The following is a 17,171-nucleotide window of genomic DNA, read 5'->3' as shown; positions in this document are numbered from 1 at the left end:
TTATTTAAATTAGAAAGCACGTAATAAAGATGCTGAACTTGCATCAACTTCTTCGGCTGTTTTCATGAGTTTTAATTGCATTTCAAACTGACGTTGCAAAGAAATCATCGCAGTCATCTCCCCAATAGGGTTTACGTTACTTGCTTCAAGCATGCCATTTTCGACTTTGACATTGACGTCAGCATTCTCATTTAGTCCATCTTTTCGACGAAACAAGCCATCAGCACCTTTTGCTAACTCTTGCACCCTCGGGTTAACCATTTTTAGACGACCCACTTCTTCTTGAAGAGAACTAGGTGCTCCTTCAGGCTGAACCATGATGGTGCCATCTTTACTGATATGAATATTATTGACTGGTAGAGGTATAAATATCGGGCCAGTATCTCCTAAGACAAGCTCGCCTTTAGAGGTTTCTAAAGCACCTTCTTCGTTGAGTCTAAATTGGCCATCACGTGTATAACCTTCAGTACCATTTTCAGCTTGAACAGCAAACCAACCCGGCCCTTGAATGGCAAGATCTAAATCTCGAGAAGTTTGCATCAAAGAACCACTGTCAAAGTTTTGGCTGGCATTTTCTGTCATGGCAAACACACGAGAAGGCAGGCCTTCGCCAAAAGCTTGCATTGAACGCGCCTGTGCTAAATCGGCTTTAAAACCCGTAGTCTTAGCGTTAGCAAGGTTGTTAGCATTAACGGCAAGCGAATGCATATTTTGTTTCGCACCGCTCATTGCGATATAAAGCATTTTGTCCATAACAGATCTCTAAAATTGTATCTTACAATGAGAAATGCAATAACAGTGCCAGAAGAAATAGAACAGGAAAAGGAAGATGGAAAAATAATCGTTTTATCGTCAACGAAAAGGAACCGACTGAGGTTTTGAAAGAAAGGTGGTTTGATAAAGACCATCCGCTGCTCGGGCATTGACACATAAAGAAGTATTAATGCGATGAAGAAATGGATGCCTAAGAATAGCTATGTTTCGCTCTACATCTATACCGTTCATCCTGAACATAAAAAGAGATAAAACATTTTACGTTTTATCTCTTTTATTTATCATAGACTAGATTATTTTAAAGATTTATTTATCGAATCTGTAGAATAGTTTGGTTTAGCTGGTTATCAACTTCTAGTGCACGAGAGTTAGCCTGAAAATTTCGTTGTGCTGAAATTAAGTCGATTAATTCTGTGGTTAAGTTAACGTTTGATTGCTCTAATGCCGATGAATTAATAGTACCAAAAGTACCTGAACCCGCCTCACCAGCCAATGCTTCACCGGAACTAATACTTTCTTTCCATGAAGTATTACCAATTTGCGTTAAGCCCTGTTCATTGGCAAAGTTTACTAAAGCAATGCGTGATAATGGTTCTGAGGTACCATTACTGTAAGTCGCTCGAATTAAACCATCACTACCAATATCTATACCGGTTAATCGACCAACCGCTAAGCCATCTTGCTCAAGCGAAGTCACTTCAAAGTTTGAAGCAAACTGCGTAGGTTCATTTGGATTAGGGCCAAGAGGGTCTAGATTAAAATTAATTTTCACGGTTTGAGTTGGATCAGCACCATTGGCTAATATTGTCGCTCCAAGTGCCACGGTAATAGCACCACCGTCACCTGGCATAGGTAATTGTGCAACAAAATCACCTGAAGAATCAAAGTACATACGCATGCCAGTAACACCGCCACTTGCTGATAACGGACCTGAACTACCGCCACCTTGTGGATTTGTTATTGGCGTTCCTGGAGCTGCCGTTGGATCTGGATCTGTCTGTCCACCTGGATCAGCTAAATCTACCGGTATGCCATCAACGCCAGCAAACATCATCCACTCGTTAGCATCAGACGAAGGATTATCTTTAATAAAGTAATAAGTCATTATATGACTATCACCTAATGAATCAAAAATAGTCACTGAAGTTGAATGGTTAAAAGTCAAAGGATCATCGGGATCAAAGTTACCTGGCGCACTACTAATGAAAGAATCACCCGCAGGTAAGTTCATTCGTACATCTACTTCACTGGTTTTTTGAGGAGCACCAGAGGCCGTAGGAATACGAATAGGCTCTGCCGTACTTAAACTTACCGACGCAGAGGTGCCGTCAGGGTTAACGGGGAAACCTAATAAATGCTCACCCGCAGAGTTAACAACAAAGTTACTATCGTTTAATTTAAACTGACCTGCTCGGGTATATGACGTTTCTAAGGAGTCAAGTTCAGGTACTGTTGCATAAAAACCATTACCCGTAACGGCTAAATCTAACGCGTTATTAGTAAACTGAATACTACCTTGCTGAAACTGCTGAGCGACATCTGCCGTCAAAACACCGTCACCCACTTTTGTTTTACCAGAAGCAAGTAATGATGCTGCATACACATCAACAAATTCCGCACGCGACTCTTTAAAGCCGGTGGTATTAACGTTAGCGATGTTATTTGATGTAACATCCAAATCTTTTTGAGCAGCGTTTAATCCGCTCAACGCTATATTAAATGACATAATTGCACCTCATATAAAAAACTGTTTATCTTAATTATTTCTAATTTTCGAGTATTCACTCTTCATTGAAATAACAGTGGCTTAAATTTATTTAGTTCGAAGAACTATTAATTTAACCTTCTGATACTTCCACCACATCTGCTAGTGCCATGGAACTGCCACCATTAAGATTTAATAAAATATTTCCACCTGCACCGGCTAACGTCACACTATCAACTTTACGATAGGTCATCGCTTGTAATTCTGATGCTTCACCTTCCACTAATCCTGCAATTCTAAAACGATAAGCACCTTGTGGAGCGGGCTCGCCATTTGTCATCTTGCCGTCCCAATTAAAGGTAAACTCACCTGCAGCCACACTGCCAACAGGAACTGTTTGAATAAGTTCTCCAGCGGTGTTTTCAACATAAATATTCACATTACTTGCCGCTTTATCAGTGATCATTTTGCCTTTAACGGCTTCACCTTCAGCCATACCAAAAACATTATCATCAACTAGAACGCTACGACCCACTAACGAGGAGGCTTGTAATGCTTGACTCGATGACATGGATGCAGCAAATGATGTAAATTGTTCATTTAGCGTTGCCACACCGTCAGTCGTTGAAAACGCGGTCATTTGCGAAATCATTTCATTATTTTCAACGGGCTTAGTCGGATCTTGATGAGAAAGCTCTTTGGTCAGTAACGCAAAGAAATCTTCTTGCGTTAACATACCATTGCCATTATCCGTCTTAGTAACATCTTCCTTTTGCCAGCGCATGCCATCTAAAGGTTTACTTCCGCTTACTGTTTCCATATTTTATCCCACCTTTAATTGTTACTTGCCAAGCTGTAAGGTTTTATTCAGCATATTTTTTGCTGATTCAGCCAATTGAACATTTGTTTGATATGAGCGTGATGCTGAAATCATATTGGTCATTTCTTCAATCACGTTTACATTGGGTTTATAAATGAAACCATCTTTATCTGCCATTGGGTGTCCCGGAGAGTGCTGAATGTTTAAAGGCTGATCGCTTTCCACAATGCCTAAAACTTTGACACCTACGCCTGAGTCATCTTGTCCTGCGGCAGCTTTTTGCATCTCTGCGGCAAAAACCGGATGCCGTGCTCGATAGGTTGCATCAACACTACTGCTAACACTATCAGCATTAGCAATGTTACTTGCGGTGGTATTTAAGCGAACAGATTGAGCGCTCATACCCGTGCCAGATATAGTAAATACGTTAAATAGGCTCATAATTATTGCCCTGCTCCGGTGATGGCTTTTTTCAAGCCTTTAATCCTGCCAGTAAGAAATTGAATGCTGGCTTGATACTGCATTGAGTTTTCTAGATACAAGTTTCGTTCCACTTGTGCATCTACGGTATTACCATCGCCAGTATCTGGTTGATCTGGTGTTCTAAATTGCACCCCATTATTGGTTGCAATGCGAACATCAAAATGCTTTTCGTGGGTTCGTGACATACCTGATTGTTGCTTTTGAGAGGCTTGCGCTAAGGCAGACTTAAAGTCCATGCCCTTGGCTTTATAGCCAGGTGTATCTGCATTAGCAATATTACTAGCAATAACTTCTGCACGTTTAGAACGAACAGCAAGTGTTTGTGGGTGAATGCCAAGTGCTTTTTCAAAAGTGATAGCCATAGTGTTACCTCCAAATCAATGAAGATAACTATACAATTTCTATGCCAACGGGGAGTTTAGTGGGGGGATATTAAGTCTTTTTTTGATAAATGATACCAGGATTACAGCGAACCATATCAAAGTTTTGGTTTAAACCCGTTAAGGATTCCGAGGCGCCAAGAAAGAGATAGCCGTTAGGATTTAGCACGCCTTCAATTTGAGATATTATTTGCTTTTTAATTTCTGGTGCGAAGTAAATCAATACGTTACGACAAAATACAATATCAAACTTACCCATTAAACTATAACTATTTAGGAGATTTAGTTGCCTAAAGCTAACCATTTTCTTAACCGAGTCTTTGACTTTTGACATACCTTTATCGCCATTTTCAAAAAACATTCTTTTGCGTTCGGCTGATAAACCTCGTGACAAAGCTAAATTGTCATAATGGCCATACTTACAATGCTCAAGCATAGTATTGGAGATATCAGTGCCAATAATTTGAACACCCCCCGAAAACGCAGCAGGATTACTTTGCTTAAATTCTTGAACTGCCATCGCAATAGAATAAGGTTCTTGACCTGAAGAACTTGCCGCTGACCAAATTTTTAAAGGCGTTCTTTGATTTTTAAACTCAGGAAGTAAGCGTTTTTTCAATAGTTCAAAGGGGTACTCATCGCGAAACCACAAGGTTTCGTTGGTCGTCATGGCATCGATAACTGCGGCGCGTAACTGCCTTTCAATTGGACTGAGAGTACGAGTGACTAAATCACCTAATGTGGTAACATCAAATTTAGCCATTAAAGGGGCTAAACGGCTTTTTACTAGGTATTGTTTATTTTCACCTAAGACGATGCCACATTGTTTCTCTAGGAAGACTCTAAACTGATGATAACTGCTATCATCAAGCTGTCGGATTGACACTTCGATATTCCGCCTTAAATTATTATTATCATTTATTAACGATAGAATACGCTAAAAATAATGGGTTAATTAGCATTATTTGCTAGTTCATCTTTCTTTAACCATTTTTTTACTGCTGTGGCTAACTCATCAGGATGAAACTTTGGAATAAAATCTTCTGCACCAACTTTAGCAACCATGGCATTATTAAAAACACCACTTAGCGAAGTATGTAAAATAACCGGCATGGCTTTCAATCGATCATTATTTTTAATCTCAGCGGTTAAGGTGTAACCGTCCATTTCAGGCATTTCTATATCAGAAATAAGTAAAGCGACTTTTTCAGTAATTGATGTATGACACTCGGCTTCTATAGCCAGCAATTGATCTAAAGCGTCTTGGCCATTTTTAGCTAACAACATTGTTAAGCCTAAGGGTTCTAAAGCTCTTCTCACCTGATTTCTAGCTACGGTTGAATCATCCGCGATCATAATGACCCGTTCGCCAAGACTCACTCCGACACTCGCATCAACAACATCTTCACTGAGTTCTGTTGAAATAGGACTAATTTCATTTAAAATTTTCTCTACATCTAAAATAGAGACCATTTTTTTGTCTATTTCTGTAACCGCCGTTAAATAGCTTGATTTGCCAGCACCTTCTGGAGGGGGCATGATATCTTTCCAGCTTAACGTGACGATTCTCTCAACACCGCCAACTAAAAAGCCCTGCACACTGCGATTATATTCTGCAATAATGACAAAGGAATTTTCATCTGGCACTATTTCTGGGCCACCTGTCGATTTGCTCAAATCGATCACTGAAATGGTTTGGCCACGAATATGGGCAACACCTTTAATAAAAGGGTCTTGTCCTGGCAGTAAGGTTAAGCGCGGACAAGGCATAACTTCACGTACTTTAAAAACATTAATACCAAAACGTTGTGGTCCGATTAAACGAAAAAGTAATAATTCAAGCCTATTCTGTCCAACCAACTGAGTGCGTTGATTTACTGAGTCTAAAATTCCTGCCATACAAACCTCATTTTACTTAATTCACAAAAAGGCACACTTCTTGATTGTGCTTACAGATACATATTGAACGTTCAATTTTTTGACGTTTAGTGCGTATTCGTCTGTTTTTAATTATTGTTAAACTATACATAAATTAAGCATAGACGAGTATTTTAATTTCCCTAGCAAATAGTTGACAAATTTATGAGCATATTCAAGATATTTATCATTCTTTCGCTAATCTCAGCGCTTTTTTCAAATCTAGCCTTTGCCCAAACGATGGACAGACAGCAACTTCAAGATTTTGTTACCCAATTTATAAAAAATAACACGCCATTGCCAAAGCAAGGAAAGATAAACGTTTCAGTCTCTACTTTAGATCCCAGAATTATTATTCAACCTTGTTTAACACCTTTAATCGCAAATATACCTGAAAATCATAATGGTAGAAACGTAAATGTTAAAATAAATTGCGACGACCCATCGTCTTGGTATCTTTATATTCCTGCAAAAATTCAAGTGGTCATACCGGTAGTTGTTGCAAAAAGTATCATTAGTAAGGGCAGTAGAGTTGATAGTTCAAATGTCACCATTGAATATCGCGATAAATATAGAATTCGTGGGGAGAGCTTAGATGATACCAGAATCGTTATTGGTACCCGAGCTAAAAGAAAGTTGAGGGCGGGTGTCATTCTAACTAAAAAAAATATTTGTTTTGTTTGCAAAGGCAGCCATGTCACGCTTATTGCGCAATCGAATACCTTGACAATAAAAACCTCCGGCATAGCCCTTGAAGACGGCGGGCTTGGCGAGCAAATAGCGGTTGAAAATGAAGGCAGTGGTAGAACGGTAACAGGGCGAGTATCGGCTATCAACGAAGTGATAATTAATTTATAATAATGGTTAAGTTATTAGGCTGCTTGCCGATAACAAGATAGTGAATATCAACCCGTTATCTATAGGATAGTATTATGGCTATAAATATCAATAACTTGTCAAACAACAGTCAGGTAAAGCAAAAGCTTGATCAACAAGTACAAGTCAAACAGCAAGCCACACAAAATGCAGCAAGTAGTGAACAAGGAAGATCTGTAGGTAAAGATTCAGTCTCTTTAACACCACAAGCTCAACAGTTAAATGAGTTACAAAAGAAAGCGAATGACGCACCAGCCGTTGATCAGAAAAAAATCGATCAACTCAAAAAAGCCATTGCAAATGGTGAGTATAAAGTTGATCCTGAAAAGCTTGCTGCCAGTATAGCAAATTTCGAATTTAAACTAGGCTAACAGTTTACTGTTAACCTAATCACAGGAGTTACACCTGATGACAGCGTTAGCAGCAGAGCAATTAATTGCTCAACAGTTACATAACCTACAGCAGCTTGAAGAGCTGCTCAGCGTTGAAAAAGAAGTCTTACAAAAACAAAGCCCACAAGCATTAACTGCCGTTACCGAGCAAAAAGAGGCTTTGCTAAAAGCCATACAGCAACTTGATGAACAAAACGCTCAAAATATTATTTTGAAAAACGAAGTTAAATCAGGTATTCATCAGCAAGAGATTGCTGAAATTGAAGCTATTTTACTGCGTTGTAAAGACAAAAATCAGGTTAACGGTCAAATCATACAGCAATCTTCACTTGCCGCTGAACGCATGAAAAACTCCTTGCTTGAGAATCATAACCGCTCATCAATGACCTACAATAGTAAGGGCAAGAAAAGTGGTGGCCTTAGCAGTTTAGGTATTAAAGCTTAGTAAAAACAACATGCTAATTAACAACAAAAAGCCTCAACTTAACAATAAGCTGAGGCTTTTTTTACAGAAAAAACTAAAACGACTTTATTAAACGAGTTTAGCTTGGCCGCTCAGCTCCCCTTGGCAACTACGATAGCTGAGCGTAAATTTGTCATTTAATGATGAGTAAGCTAAGCAAGCCTAACCAAATAGTTTCCCTAGCTTTTCTTTTGCTTTGTCTTTGAGCTTATCTTTTTGTTTATCTTCAAACTCTTTCTTTTTCGCTGCGACGATATCTGAGTTAATCAGCTCATCTAATGCTTTATCGCTATCTCCAATGAGTGCTTCAACATCCATTAGAGACTCGGCTTCCTTATTACTTCCCCCTAAAGCTTGAGTAAGCTTAGTGTTTAACCCTGCTTTAATGTCAGATTTGAAGCTTGTTAATTTAGTTGATACCTGCTGCACCATTGAATCTTTTAATTGGTTATCAAGTGGTGATGAGATAGATAACGTTGGTGCCGTTATTTTACCTTTTGCAGCTATGGTTAACGCCAACGACTTAAGAGACTGAACTGTGTCAATAAAGAGTGTACTTAACTTCGAAGTGCCAGCACCACTATATTGAGTATTAGCTAGGTTAAGTTTATTTTCACTGTCAATTTGGTCATCAATGAATGAAAAAGCCCCCTTACCTGATAATAAACCACTGTTAAGATCTAAAGTAAAAGCACTTGATTTTTGTAGTGAAACATCTTTTAAGGTGACATCGGCAAGTTGCCACTGCCCCTTACCTGTTAAAACATCTTGCTTATCTAGTGAGAAAGCTAACCCTAAGGTTAATTTCCCCGAGCCCTGTACATTGTCACTTTTAACGTTAATAACACTGTTATTACCTCGTACCCAGTGCTGATGTGTCAATTCTTTGCCGCTAATTGCAAATTCACCTTGTGGCAATATTAAAGAAAAATTTGCTTGTTCGATAAGTACGTCGGGCAAAGGTGTTTCATCATTAAACTGCACATAACGACCTTGATCACTTGCTACTGGTGCTTCTTTGTCGACTTTTGAAGATTTAATTAGCGGTGCTATATTTCGATAAACAGTATCAGCATAACCAAAGTATTCTCTTGCTTGCTCACCAAACAACAAGTGAGCAAAATCAGCACCATCGACACTGTCAAGTTGGTACTTGCTCTCAATGTTTTTCCAATCCGCGCTTGGCGCATCTTTTAAAGCTTTAGTCTGTTCGCTTAATAATGTTTTTGAAGCGCTAACTTGCTGCTTTGCTTTGTTCATGACCACTTGATCAGCTTCGAACTTCGTTTTTAGCGCAGTAAAATCTTTATTAAGCTTTTCAAGATCGGCTAAACTTTCTATCTTAATATTAGCGAGTTGCTCTACTTGCTTTTTATAGTCTGCTAACGCGTCTTTAGTCGGAAGTGTTTCATAAGCAGCTTGCAGCTTTTTCTTTTCGATTTGATAACTTTGCTCTAAAGCTTTGCCACGTTTGACCGTTAGCAAATCACTATTATTGAGTAAATCTTCAGCTTTAGGTAGGCTAACATCAAGTTTAGGTAACATTGAATCACCTACACCGTCACTGCCATTTTCAGTATCATCACCAAGCCTATAGACTTCACCTACAGACTGCCTAGGCTGATCGATTCTTAACTCAGCAACGTTTAACTCGCTAATATATAACTTACCAAATAAATATTGCCAAACATCAACACCGGCTGAGGCTTGTGAAAAACTCACCAAATTATGGCTAGGTTTTTCAGGGTCGGTTGCTTGGAAACCTTCAATACTCAGTGTTAAGGGTAAATAGTTAATTTCAACTTCACTAACGTTAACCTCAGCACCTAGATACCATTCGCCTGATTTTTCTATACCTTTCTTAACTAAAGCGTCTGCAAATAAATAAATAAAAGCGACCATTAATCCCATGACCACAAAAAAACCGACTAGCCCTTTCCAACGAATAAAACGACTCATTACAACTCTCCTTGGCCAGAAACGTGGCTATAAATACGGTAGAACTTTGATGCTTTTAATGCCTTAACAATACGGAACTTCTCAAAGAAGGCTTTAATATGTAGTCGATACTTTTCAATTAAAAAATTACTTAGATAATATAACGGCACCGCTAATAAACAGCCAAGTACCAAAGCACCCAACGTATAAGTATGGTGAAGATGGCCTAGTTTAAATAACGAAGACTGATATAAAGCATCAAATAAAGGGTGTAATGACTTTGCTGTTAGTAATGACTCACCAACAGTAACGATCAATGATGACAACAAATAACTTAACCCTTTAAAAAATCCCCAAGCGACTATAAAACCGCCGATATTGACTCTTAAAAATAAAACCACGAATATAAAAGCAATATTATGCAAGGTAAGCAGTGGCGATAGTCCAACGATAAAACCTAACGCTATGGCCAATGATATTTGCCGAGTAGAGCTTTCTGAGTTCAGTGCATTGAACAGTTTAGCGAGTAATGTAAGCATTCCTTTTCCTTTTTTGTGTTCTCTTGCTATGTATTTACCACTTAAAGCTTAGTGGGTTAAGTATAACTAAGTAAATAAACTAAAGCAGGCTTATGCATTAGCGCTACTATTGCGTTTCTTTACGCGTATAAACAAAATCATTACCTTGACTCATTTCTTCACTATATTGATAGCCAGCAACATCAAAGGATTTAAGTTGTTCAACCTCTGTTAAGCGATGTTCAATGATATAACGTGCCATTAAACCTCGTGCTTTTTTGGCAAAGAAACTGATCATTTTAAATTGACCATTTTTCCAATCTTTAAATGCTGGAGTAATTATTTCACCTTGAAGCTTTTTTTTATTTACTGATTTAAAATATTCATTAGAGGCTAGGTTAATTAACACTTTATCACCCTGCTGGGCCAATGCTTCATTGACATGGTCAGTAATAATGTCTCCCCAAAACTGATACAAGTTGCTGCCACGATCATTCGCTAACCTTGAACCCATTTCTAAGCGGTAGGCTTGCATTAAATCAAGAGGTTTGAGTAAACCGTATAATCCTGACAAAATTCTCATGTGTTTTTGTGCGAAATCAAAATCATCTTCATTAAATGTTTTGGCGTCTAATCCGGTATAAACATCACCATTAAACGCTAATACCGCTGGGCGAGCATTATCAACAGTAAAAGGCATTGACCATTCACCAAATCGAGCAGCGTTTAACCCAGCAAGTTTATCACTAATGCCCATTAAGGTTGATATCTCTGCAGGTGTTAATTTTTGGCAATGGTCAATTAAATCTTTACTGTGCGCTAAAAGCTCAGGTTGAGAAAATTTATTAGTGGGTAATGGTGACTCAAAGTCTAAGTTTTTAGCTGGAGAAACAACAAGTAGCATAACGGTCCCGTTTAATACAATATCAAAATATATAACCCATATAATACAATAAATCCGCTAAACATGAAGATAAATGATAAGCCAATTACCGTCATAGTTAAAAAAATGTCGAACATACTTGCTATATATTGAAAATTTGTTACAAATATAGTCATATTAGGCATTACATCAAAGGTTTATCACTTTTTCAGCCATTTATGTTGTAATAATTCTCCAATTTTAAGTTTTTCGTAAAAAGGTAAAGGACATGACTAACCAGCTTTCTCAATTAAAAAAAATGACTACAGTAGTTGCTGACACCGGCGATATTGAAGCAATCGCAAATTTTCAACCACAAGATGCAACCACAAACCCATCGCTATTATTAAAAGCAGCATCACTTAAAGGTTATCAACATTTACTTACCGAAGCGGTAACATGGGCAAAAGCACAGTCATCAAATACAGAACAACAAGTTATTGATGCCGCTGATAAACTATCAGTATTAATTGGCTTAGAAATTTTAAAAACTGTACCAGGTCGTATTTCAACAGAAGTAGATTCACGTTTATCTTTTGATACTCAAGCTTCAATTGCCAAAGCGCATAAGCTTATGGCGATGTATAAAGAAGCAGGTATTAATAACGATCGTATCCTTATTAAACTGGCATCAACTTGGGAAGGTATTAAAGCGGCAGAGCAACTAGAAAAGGTTGGTATTAACTGTAACCTAACTTTATTGTTTAGTTTTGCTCAAGCACAAGCTTGTGCCGAGTCAGGGGTTTACTTAATCTCGCCTTTTGTTGGCCGGATCTTAGATTGGTACAAAAAGGATAGCGGCAAAAGTGAATACGCAGCGGATGAAGACCCTGGTGTGATCTCGGTAACTAGCATTTATAACTATTACAAAGGTAAAGGTTATAAAACGGTTGTGATGGGAGCAAGTTTTAGAAACATAGATGAGATACGTCAACTTGCCGGATGTGATCGTTTAACGATAAGTCCAAACCTATTAGACGAACTATCAAAGTGTAATGACCCGCTTGAGCAAAAATTATTTAGTGAGCAACCCAAATTAGCCGCTCAAGAAAAATTATCAGAAAGTAGCTATCGTTGGGCAATGAATGAAGATGCTATGGCCACAGAAAAACTTGCTGAAGGGATCAGAAATTTTACCCTTGACCAGATAAAATTAGAAAAACAGCTTGCTGAGTTACTTTAATAGCTATTTTTCATACGGTTAGTTTAAAATAAAGCCTAAAAAGAGTTACTTTATCACCAAGTATTATCGGAGTTTATTGCTTTAATTATTTGCTTATCATCTTGAATGTGTTATTAAAAAGGTGCTGTTAAATAAAAAGGAGTGTTCTATGGATAAACTTGAACAAGTAATGGGCTCGTTTGGTAAAAGACCTAAGTCCTCAGAAAGCACTAATAAGAAAAGAAAATGGCGTGAAATAGAACTTATAAAAGAAAGATTCCAATTAGAAAAAGAGCTAAAAGCATATGAAGACTCGTTAGAATTTATGCTGGAAGATTTCTAGTTTTATTTCAAATGAAAAAACCCAGTTTTTAACTGGGTTTTTTATTGCTTGAAATACCATAAATGTAAAAGCTAAACTTGCTCTAGAACATACCCCGTAGGCTTAACACCAAAAAACGCCTTTATCTGTTCAACAAGCAAGTAGTTAACCGGCACTAAAATCAAGGTAATAAATGTCGCGAACAATATACCAAAACCAAGAGAAACAGCCATTGGAATAAGGAATTGTGCTTGAGTTGATTGCTCAAAAAGTAACGGCATTAAACCAATAAAGGTGGTTAAGCTAGTTAACATCACAGGACGAAAACGTGAAGCGCCCGCGGTAAGTACTGCTTCCATAAGCTTAATACCTTCGGCTCGTTTTTTATTGATAAAATCAACTAATACCAAGGAGTCATTCACCACCACACCAATTAATGCCAGCATGCCCAATAAGCTCATAATCGTTAATTCCATGCCCATGATCCAGTGACCTATAACGGCACCTATCATACCAAAAGGAATAACGCTCATTACAATAATAGGTTGTAGATAAGACTTAAATGGAATGGCCAGCAAAGCATAAATAATAAAGAAAACAAAAACTAATGCCCAAGCTAACGATCCAAATGATTCACGTTGCTCTTTAGCTTCACCTTCGAGCGAATGACTGACACCAGGATATTGTAAAAGAAGCTCATCCAAGTAAGTTTTTAAATCGGCCTGTAATATTGTCATATTGGTGTTTTCTTTATCGACATCAGCGCTGACATTTGCCGTTCTATAACGATCGATTCTAGAGATGGTTGATGGACTTTTCCCTGGAATTAAGCGAGCAACATGCGCCAAAGGCACTGAACCACCATTGGGAGTTCCAATAAGAATATTTTCTAAATCAGCAGTCGTGCGACGCTCACTCAAAGGTAAACGAACCATTACCCGGACATCGTCTCTACCCCTTTGAATACGCTGAACTTGTGAGCCAAAGAACGAGCGGCGTACTTCATTAGATATACTTACTCTGGTTAACCCTAGCGCTTTGCCTTGCTCAGTTAATTCGATTTGTAGCTCTTCTTTTCCGTCAGACAAACTATCTTCTATGTCAAAAACAGTGGGGTAAGTGGCTAAGCGTATCTTTACCTTATCGGTAATTTCTTTAAGCGAGTCCAAAGAGCTTGCTTTTAGCTGTACTTGAATAGGGTCTGATGACCGACCTATTTCGGCTCTAAAGGTCATACTTTCAGCGCCAGGAATTGGCCCAATAAGCTCCCGCCATTCTCGAACTAACTGTGTTGAACCAATTGATAAGCTTCTAGACTCTGGCGGCGTTATTTCAAAACGAACACTGCCTTGATTGGTTGTGCCACCTCTGCCACCCGTTGTCGCCAAAATATTAATAATGATACTTTCATTCGTCGCCTCATCAATATATTTCTCACGTAACTCTTCCGCTTTCTCTGTCATTTTTAAGATATGTTTATTCGTTACCTCAAATGGTGAGCCTGCTGGTAAGGTTAATGAAGCTCTTACCGTCTCACTGGGTATTCTTGGAAAGAAGATAAATTTAGTCCAGCCACTCATGACCAAGGTAATGATAATTAAGAAAACACCAACAAAACCAAAAAATGTCGCTGTTTTAAAATTAATGGCTTTTTTTAATAAAGGCTGATAATAACGTAAAATTGTGTTTTCAAAGCCATCCGCAAAGCGTTGTTGTAATTGGCTAAATTTAGATGTTTTTGTTTTTTGACTACGGAGTTTTAAATGCTTTAAATGTGACGGTAAAACAAACTTTGACTCGATTAGAGAAAACAATAAAACAGGAATAACAATAACCGGAATTTGTGCGAACAATGCCCCTCGCGCACCTTCAATAAATGCCAGAGGTAAAAAAGCGGCAATAGTGGTTAATACACCAAAAGTAACTGGTGTAGCCACTTCTTCAGTACCTCTTATGGCTGCCTCTTCCCCTGACTTAGCTGTTTTTAAATGGGTATAAATATTTTCTCCGGTGACAATGGCGTCATCCACGACAATACCGAGTACTAAAATAAAGCCAAATAGGCTCATAACATTAAGGGTAATGCCAAAAAAAGGCATTGCTATAAAAGCCCCCATAAATGAAATAGGAATGCCAATAAAAACCCAGAAGGCGATCGACGGGCGTAAAAATAAGCTCAGTAGTGCTAAGACTAAAATACCACCTTGCAACGCACTTGTTGTTAACGTTGCAATACGATTTTTTACAATTTGAGAGTCGTCATCCCAATAACTTAACTCAACACCTACCGGCACATTTCCTTGTTGTTCATCAATATAGTTTTTTACTGCATCGGCAACGTCAATGGCACTTTGTGGACCAATACGATAGATGTCGATAAAGGCGGCTTGCTTACCGTTAAAGCGGGTTCTTACCGGTGTTTCTTCAAAAGCATCGGTGATCAACGCAATATCAGACAAACGTAAAATAGAACCATCAGTGTGAGTCTTTATCGCGATGTCAGAAAACTCATTTTTACGATAAGCTTGCCCCTTTGACAATAATAAAACATCCCCTCCTTCGGTTCTTAGATTGCCCGCAGAAACATCGGTACTAGAATTATTTATCGCGGCTGACACTTGGGAGATAGTTAAGTTATATTGTTGTAATTTATCTTGAGGTATTTCAATAGAAACTTCGTAGTTACGAACACCACTAAGCTCTGCCTGAGTAATTTCAGATATTTTTAACAACTCATCGCGTACTTTCTCTGCATACTCGCGCGTTTCTTTTTCACCATAAATACTGGCGACACTAACCGAGATAACTTCTCTTTTTCGAGTCGCTAACGACACTACAGGTTTTTCAGCATCTGATGGAAAAGTATTGATAGAGTCGACACGACTTTTAATATCAGCCAAAACTTCTCGTGCATCGTAGCCACTTTCAACTTCGATATTAACCGCTGAAGAGCCTTCAGATGAACGACTAGCAATTTGCTTAATACCTTCTAGGTCTTGTATCGCCTCTTCTATGCGAATAGAAATACTTTTTTCAACATCTTCTGGCGTAGCACCACGTAACGAGACATTCACATTGATACGATCAGAGGCAAATGAGGGGAAAACCTCAACAGGTATCCGTACAGATAGACTAAATAAACCTAAAATTAAAATAGTAATTAATAACAGATTCGCTGCTACGTGATTTCTAGCAAACCAGGCGATCATTGTGCTTCACCCTTTGATCTTTTAGTGCCTTTTAGTTTTGCCTTATTCTGACGAGCTTCTGGGTTATTTTTTCTTGCTTTACTCGGAATATTTCCTTCAATGGCTACGGGGGTTCCAGAGCTCACTTGTCCTAAAGAAGTTAGCACAAGTTCATCACCGGCAACGAGCCCTGACTCAACAATTGACTCTTTACCATTTTGCCACCCTAGCAAAACCTCTTTACGAATTAACAAGCCATTTTCGACTGTGTAAACATAGCTTCCCTGATAAATAACATTGCTGGGAATAACCAAAACATTGCTTAGTTCTTTTCCTGTTATCTGGGCAGTAACATATTGACCTATTTTTATCGGTGATCCCAAAGAGGTTGTTGCATCATAGGGGCGATTAATTTGTGCTACAACATAGAGCTGCTGCGACTGTTCATCGATAGCACTTTCGGTGCGAATTATTTTTCCATTCCATGATTGATGGCCAATTAAATCAGAGCTTATTTTTACATCGTCCTTATTACCCTGTTCACCAATATCTCGATATACTTCAGGTAAGTTAATCAAGGAAAGATCTTTATTATTAATCGGTAAGCGAATTTCTACATAATCAACAGCAAAAATGGTGGCAAGTTGACTGTTACTGGTAACAACTTGACCAATATCAACTTGTTTTTTCAAAATGCGTCCCGCATAAGGTGCCACTATTTGGGTGCGTTCTAACGATAGCTTAGCTTTATCTAATTGCGCTTGTGCAGAAAGTACTTTTGCTTTTGCTGACTCAAGTTGCGGCTGACGTAACACTAAAACACCGGCTACTTTACCATTTCCCAACCGCTGCCAGTCAGCTTCTGCTTGTTGAACTCTTGCTTGTTCTTCAAGTAATACTTGGTTGGCAGATAAAAGATTTGCTTGTGATACTTTGACTTCTGACCGGTAATCTCGATCATCAAGTTGTACTAAAACATCACCTTTTTCAAAAAAACCACCGTCACGAAATTGACCACTGACTTGAGTAATTTGGCCAGCAACCTGCGCAAAAAGTATGCTTTGTGTACGAGGTTTTACCGTACCAAAACTTTCCACCATAACTTGATAACGTTGCGGCGCTAATATCTTTGTTGCTACTGTCATCTGGGGCGCTTTTGAGGGTTTAGCCCTTTTCGATTGTGGCGGGTTGCTATAAATCAAAGCGACTAATGATAATGTAACGCCAATAATAACAGCTAGGATGATCAATTTTTTTAGCGTGCTTGGTTTTTGTGTTATTTCTGTATGTAAACTTGGTTGTGAAGACATT

At 38.4% G+C, this 17,171-nt stretch carries 17 protein-coding genes; 5 read left to right on the top strand and 12 right to left on the bottom strand.

Translation table 11 applies throughout. The features are described from left to right. Window positions 1-9: 9 nt before the first annotated feature. From flgF to H4J69_RS03850, 7 genes are all read right to left on the bottom strand, one after another. Window positions 10-753: a flagellar basal-body rod protein FlgF gene (gene flgF, locus H4J69_RS03880; protein WP_146799142.1), complete on the bottom strand. Its 744-nt coding sequence runs from the start codon at window positions 751-753 to the stop codon at window positions 10-12. 331 nt (window positions 754-1,084) lie between these two features. After that, entirely contained in the window at window positions 1,085-2,500 is a 1,416-nt protein-coding gene (gene flgE, locus H4J69_RS03875) for a flagellar hook protein FlgE (RefSeq protein WP_182221081.1), read from the bottom strand. A 112-nt stretch (window positions 2,501-2,612) separates the two neighbouring features. Then, a complete protein-coding gene (locus H4J69_RS03870) occupies window positions 2,613-3,299 on the bottom strand; it encodes a flagellar hook assembly protein FlgD (protein ID WP_182221082.1) in 687 nt (228 codons plus the stop codon). A gap of 21 nt (window positions 3,300-3,320) precedes the next feature. Next, window positions 3,321-3,740 carry a flagellar basal body rod protein FlgC gene (flgC, locus tag H4J69_RS03865; RefSeq protein WP_070374653.1) on the bottom strand — a complete coding sequence of 140 codons (420 nt, stop codon included), beginning with the start codon at window positions 3,738-3,740 and terminating at the stop codon, window positions 3,321-3,323. 2 nt (window positions 3,741-3,742) lie between these two features. Continuing rightward, the gene (flgB, locus tag H4J69_RS03860; protein ID WP_070374654.1) at window positions 3,743-4,144 is read right to left on the bottom strand and encodes a flagellar basal body rod protein FlgB; all 402 of its coding nucleotides are present in this window, start codon (window positions 4,142-4,144) and stop codon (window positions 3,743-3,745) included. Window positions 4,145-4,214: 70 nt separating this feature from the next. Next, window positions 4,215-5,048 (bottom strand): protein-glutamate O-methyltransferase CheR, encoded by an 834-nt coding sequence (locus H4J69_RS03855; protein ID WP_182213490.1) that lies wholly within the window; start codon window positions 5,046-5,048, stop codon window positions 4,215-4,217. 65 nt (window positions 5,049-5,113) lie between these two features. Beyond that, window positions 5,114-6,061, bottom strand: coding sequence for a chemotaxis protein (locus tag H4J69_RS03850; protein ID WP_182244599.1), 948 nt, complete (start codon window positions 6,059-6,061; stop codon window positions 5,114-5,116). Window positions 6,062-6,244: 183 nt separating this feature from the next. Here H4J69_RS03850 and flgA point away from each other — a divergent pair, with 183 nt between their 5' ends. From flgA to flgN, 3 genes are all read left to right on the top strand, one after another. After that, window positions 6,245-6,937, top strand: a complete 693-nt coding sequence (flgA, locus tag H4J69_RS03845) for a flagellar basal body P-ring formation chaperone FlgA (protein ID WP_182213486.1) — start codon at window positions 6,245-6,247, stop codon at window positions 6,935-6,937. 74 nt (window positions 6,938-7,011) lie between these two features. Beyond that, a complete protein-coding gene (gene flgM, locus H4J69_RS03840; protein ID WP_070374658.1) occupies window positions 7,012-7,326 on the top strand; it encodes a flagellar biosynthesis anti-sigma factor FlgM in 315 nt (104 codons plus the stop codon). A gap of 37 nt (window positions 7,327-7,363) precedes the next feature. After that, window positions 7,364-7,792, top strand: coding sequence for a flagellar export chaperone FlgN (gene flgN, locus H4J69_RS03835; protein ID WP_182213485.1), 429 nt, complete (start codon window positions 7,364-7,366; stop codon window positions 7,790-7,792). Between the two features lie 180 nt (window positions 7,793-7,972). Here the strand turns inward: flgN and H4J69_RS03830 are convergent, their stop codons facing one another. The 3 genes from H4J69_RS03830 to yaaA form a co-directional block, all read right to left on the bottom strand. After that, window positions 7,973-9,769 carry a TIGR03545 family protein gene (locus H4J69_RS03830; protein WP_182244600.1) on the bottom strand — a complete coding sequence of 599 codons (1,797 nt, stop codon included), beginning with the start codon at window positions 9,767-9,769 and terminating at the stop codon, window positions 7,973-7,975. Next, entirely contained in the window at window positions 9,769-10,287 is a 519-nt protein-coding gene (locus H4J69_RS03825) for a TIGR03546 family protein (RefSeq protein ID WP_070374661.1), read from the bottom strand. Before H4J69_RS03825 ends, H4J69_RS03830 begins: the two co-directional genes overlap by 1 nt. 106 nt (window positions 10,288-10,393) lie before the next feature. Next, window positions 10,394-11,170, bottom strand: coding sequence for a peroxide stress protein YaaA (gene yaaA / locus H4J69_RS03820; protein WP_182176181.1), 777 nt, complete (start codon window positions 11,168-11,170; stop codon window positions 10,394-10,396). Window positions 11,171-11,417: 247 nt separating this feature from the next. Here yaaA and tal point away from each other — a divergent pair, with 247 nt between their 5' ends. Together tal and H4J69_RS03810 are read left to right on the top strand one after the other, a co-directional pair. After that, window positions 11,418-12,371 (top strand): transaldolase, encoded by a 954-nt coding sequence (tal, locus tag H4J69_RS03815; protein WP_182244601.1) that lies wholly within the window; start codon window positions 11,418-11,420, stop codon window positions 12,369-12,371. A gap of 148 nt (window positions 12,372-12,519) precedes the next feature. After that, the gene (locus tag H4J69_RS03810) at window positions 12,520-12,693 is read left to right on the top strand and encodes a DUF3545 family protein (RefSeq protein WP_083277925.1); all 174 of its coding nucleotides are present in this window, start codon (window positions 12,520-12,522) and stop codon (window positions 12,691-12,693) included. Between the two features lie 71 nt (window positions 12,694-12,764). On the opposite strand, the gene H4J69_RS03805 is transcribed toward H4J69_RS03810, so the two are convergent. After that, window positions 12,765-15,881 (bottom strand): efflux RND transporter permease subunit, encoded by a 3,117-nt coding sequence (locus H4J69_RS03805; RefSeq protein ID WP_182213478.1) that lies wholly within the window; start codon window positions 15,879-15,881, stop codon window positions 12,765-12,767. Further along, complete coding sequence (locus H4J69_RS03800) at window positions 15,878-17,170, bottom strand: efflux RND transporter periplasmic adaptor subunit (RefSeq protein ID WP_182230015.1); 1,293 nt, start codon at window positions 17,168-17,170, stop codon at window positions 15,878-15,880. Before H4J69_RS03800 ends, H4J69_RS03805 begins: the two co-directional genes overlap by 4 nt. Between the last annotated feature and the right edge of the window lies 1 nt (window position 17,171).

Source organism: Colwellia sp. BRX10-9, assembly GCF_014077405.1.
Taxonomy (GTDB): Bacteria; Pseudomonadota; Gammaproteobacteria; order Enterobacterales; family Alteromonadaceae; genus Colwellia_A.
Note: the sequence above shows the minus strand (reverse complement) of the source record. Positions and strands in the feature narration are given on the sequence as shown.

Bases quoted from the DNA above. Each gene is read 5' to 3' on its own strand.
- flgF (WP_146799142.1), bottom strand. From the start codon at position 753: ATGGACAAAATGCTTTATATCGCAATGAGCGGTGCGAAACAAAATATG.
- flgE (WP_182221081.1), bottom strand. From the start codon at position 2,500: ATGTCATTTAATATAGCGTTGAGCGGATTAAACGCTGCTCAAAAAGAT.
- H4J69_RS03870 (WP_182221082.1), bottom strand. From the start codon at position 3,299: ATGGAAACAGTAAGCGGAAGTAAACCTTTAGATGGCATGCGCTGGCAA.
- flgC (WP_070374653.1), bottom strand. From the start codon at position 3,740: ATGAGCCTATTTAACGTATTTACTATATCTGGCACGGGTATGAGCGCT.
- flgB (WP_070374654.1), bottom strand. From the start codon at position 4,144: ATGGCTATCACTTTTGAAAAAGCACTTGGCATTCACCCACAAACACTT.
- H4J69_RS03850 (WP_182244599.1), bottom strand. From the start codon at position 6,061: ATGGCAGGAATTTTAGACTCAGTAAATCAACGCACTCAGTTGGTTGGA.
- flgA (WP_182213486.1), top strand. From the start codon at position 6,245: ATGAGCATATTCAAGATATTTATCATTCTTTCGCTAATCTCAGCGCTT.
- flgM (WP_070374658.1), top strand. From the start codon at position 7,012: ATGGCTATAAATATCAATAACTTGTCAAACAACAGTCAGGTAAAGCAA.
- flgN (WP_182213485.1), top strand. From the start codon at position 7,364: ATGACAGCGTTAGCAGCAGAGCAATTAATTGCTCAACAGTTACATAAC.
- H4J69_RS03830 (WP_182244600.1), bottom strand. From the start codon at position 9,769: ATGAGTCGTTTTATTCGTTGGAAAGGGCTAGTCGGTTTTTTTGTGGTC.
- H4J69_RS03825 (WP_070374661.1), bottom strand. From the start codon at position 10,287: ATGCTTACATTACTCGCTAAACTGTTCAATGCACTGAACTCAGAAAGC.
- yaaA (WP_182176181.1), bottom strand. From the start codon at position 11,170: ATGCTACTTGTTGTTTCTCCAGCTAAAAACTTAGACTTTGAGTCACCA.
- tal (WP_182244601.1), top strand. From the start codon at position 11,418: ATGACTAACCAGCTTTCTCAATTAAAAAAAATGACTACAGTAGTTGCT.
- H4J69_RS03810 (WP_083277925.1), top strand. From the start codon at position 12,520: ATGGATAAACTTGAACAAGTAATGGGCTCGTTTGGTAAAAGACCTAAG.
- H4J69_RS03805 (WP_182213478.1), bottom strand. From the start codon at position 15,881: ATGATCGCCTGGTTTGCTAGAAATCACGTAGCAGCGAATCTGTTATTA.
- H4J69_RS03800 (WP_182230015.1), bottom strand. From the start codon at position 17,170: ATGTCTTCACAACCAAGTTTACATACAGAAATAACACAAAAACCAAGC.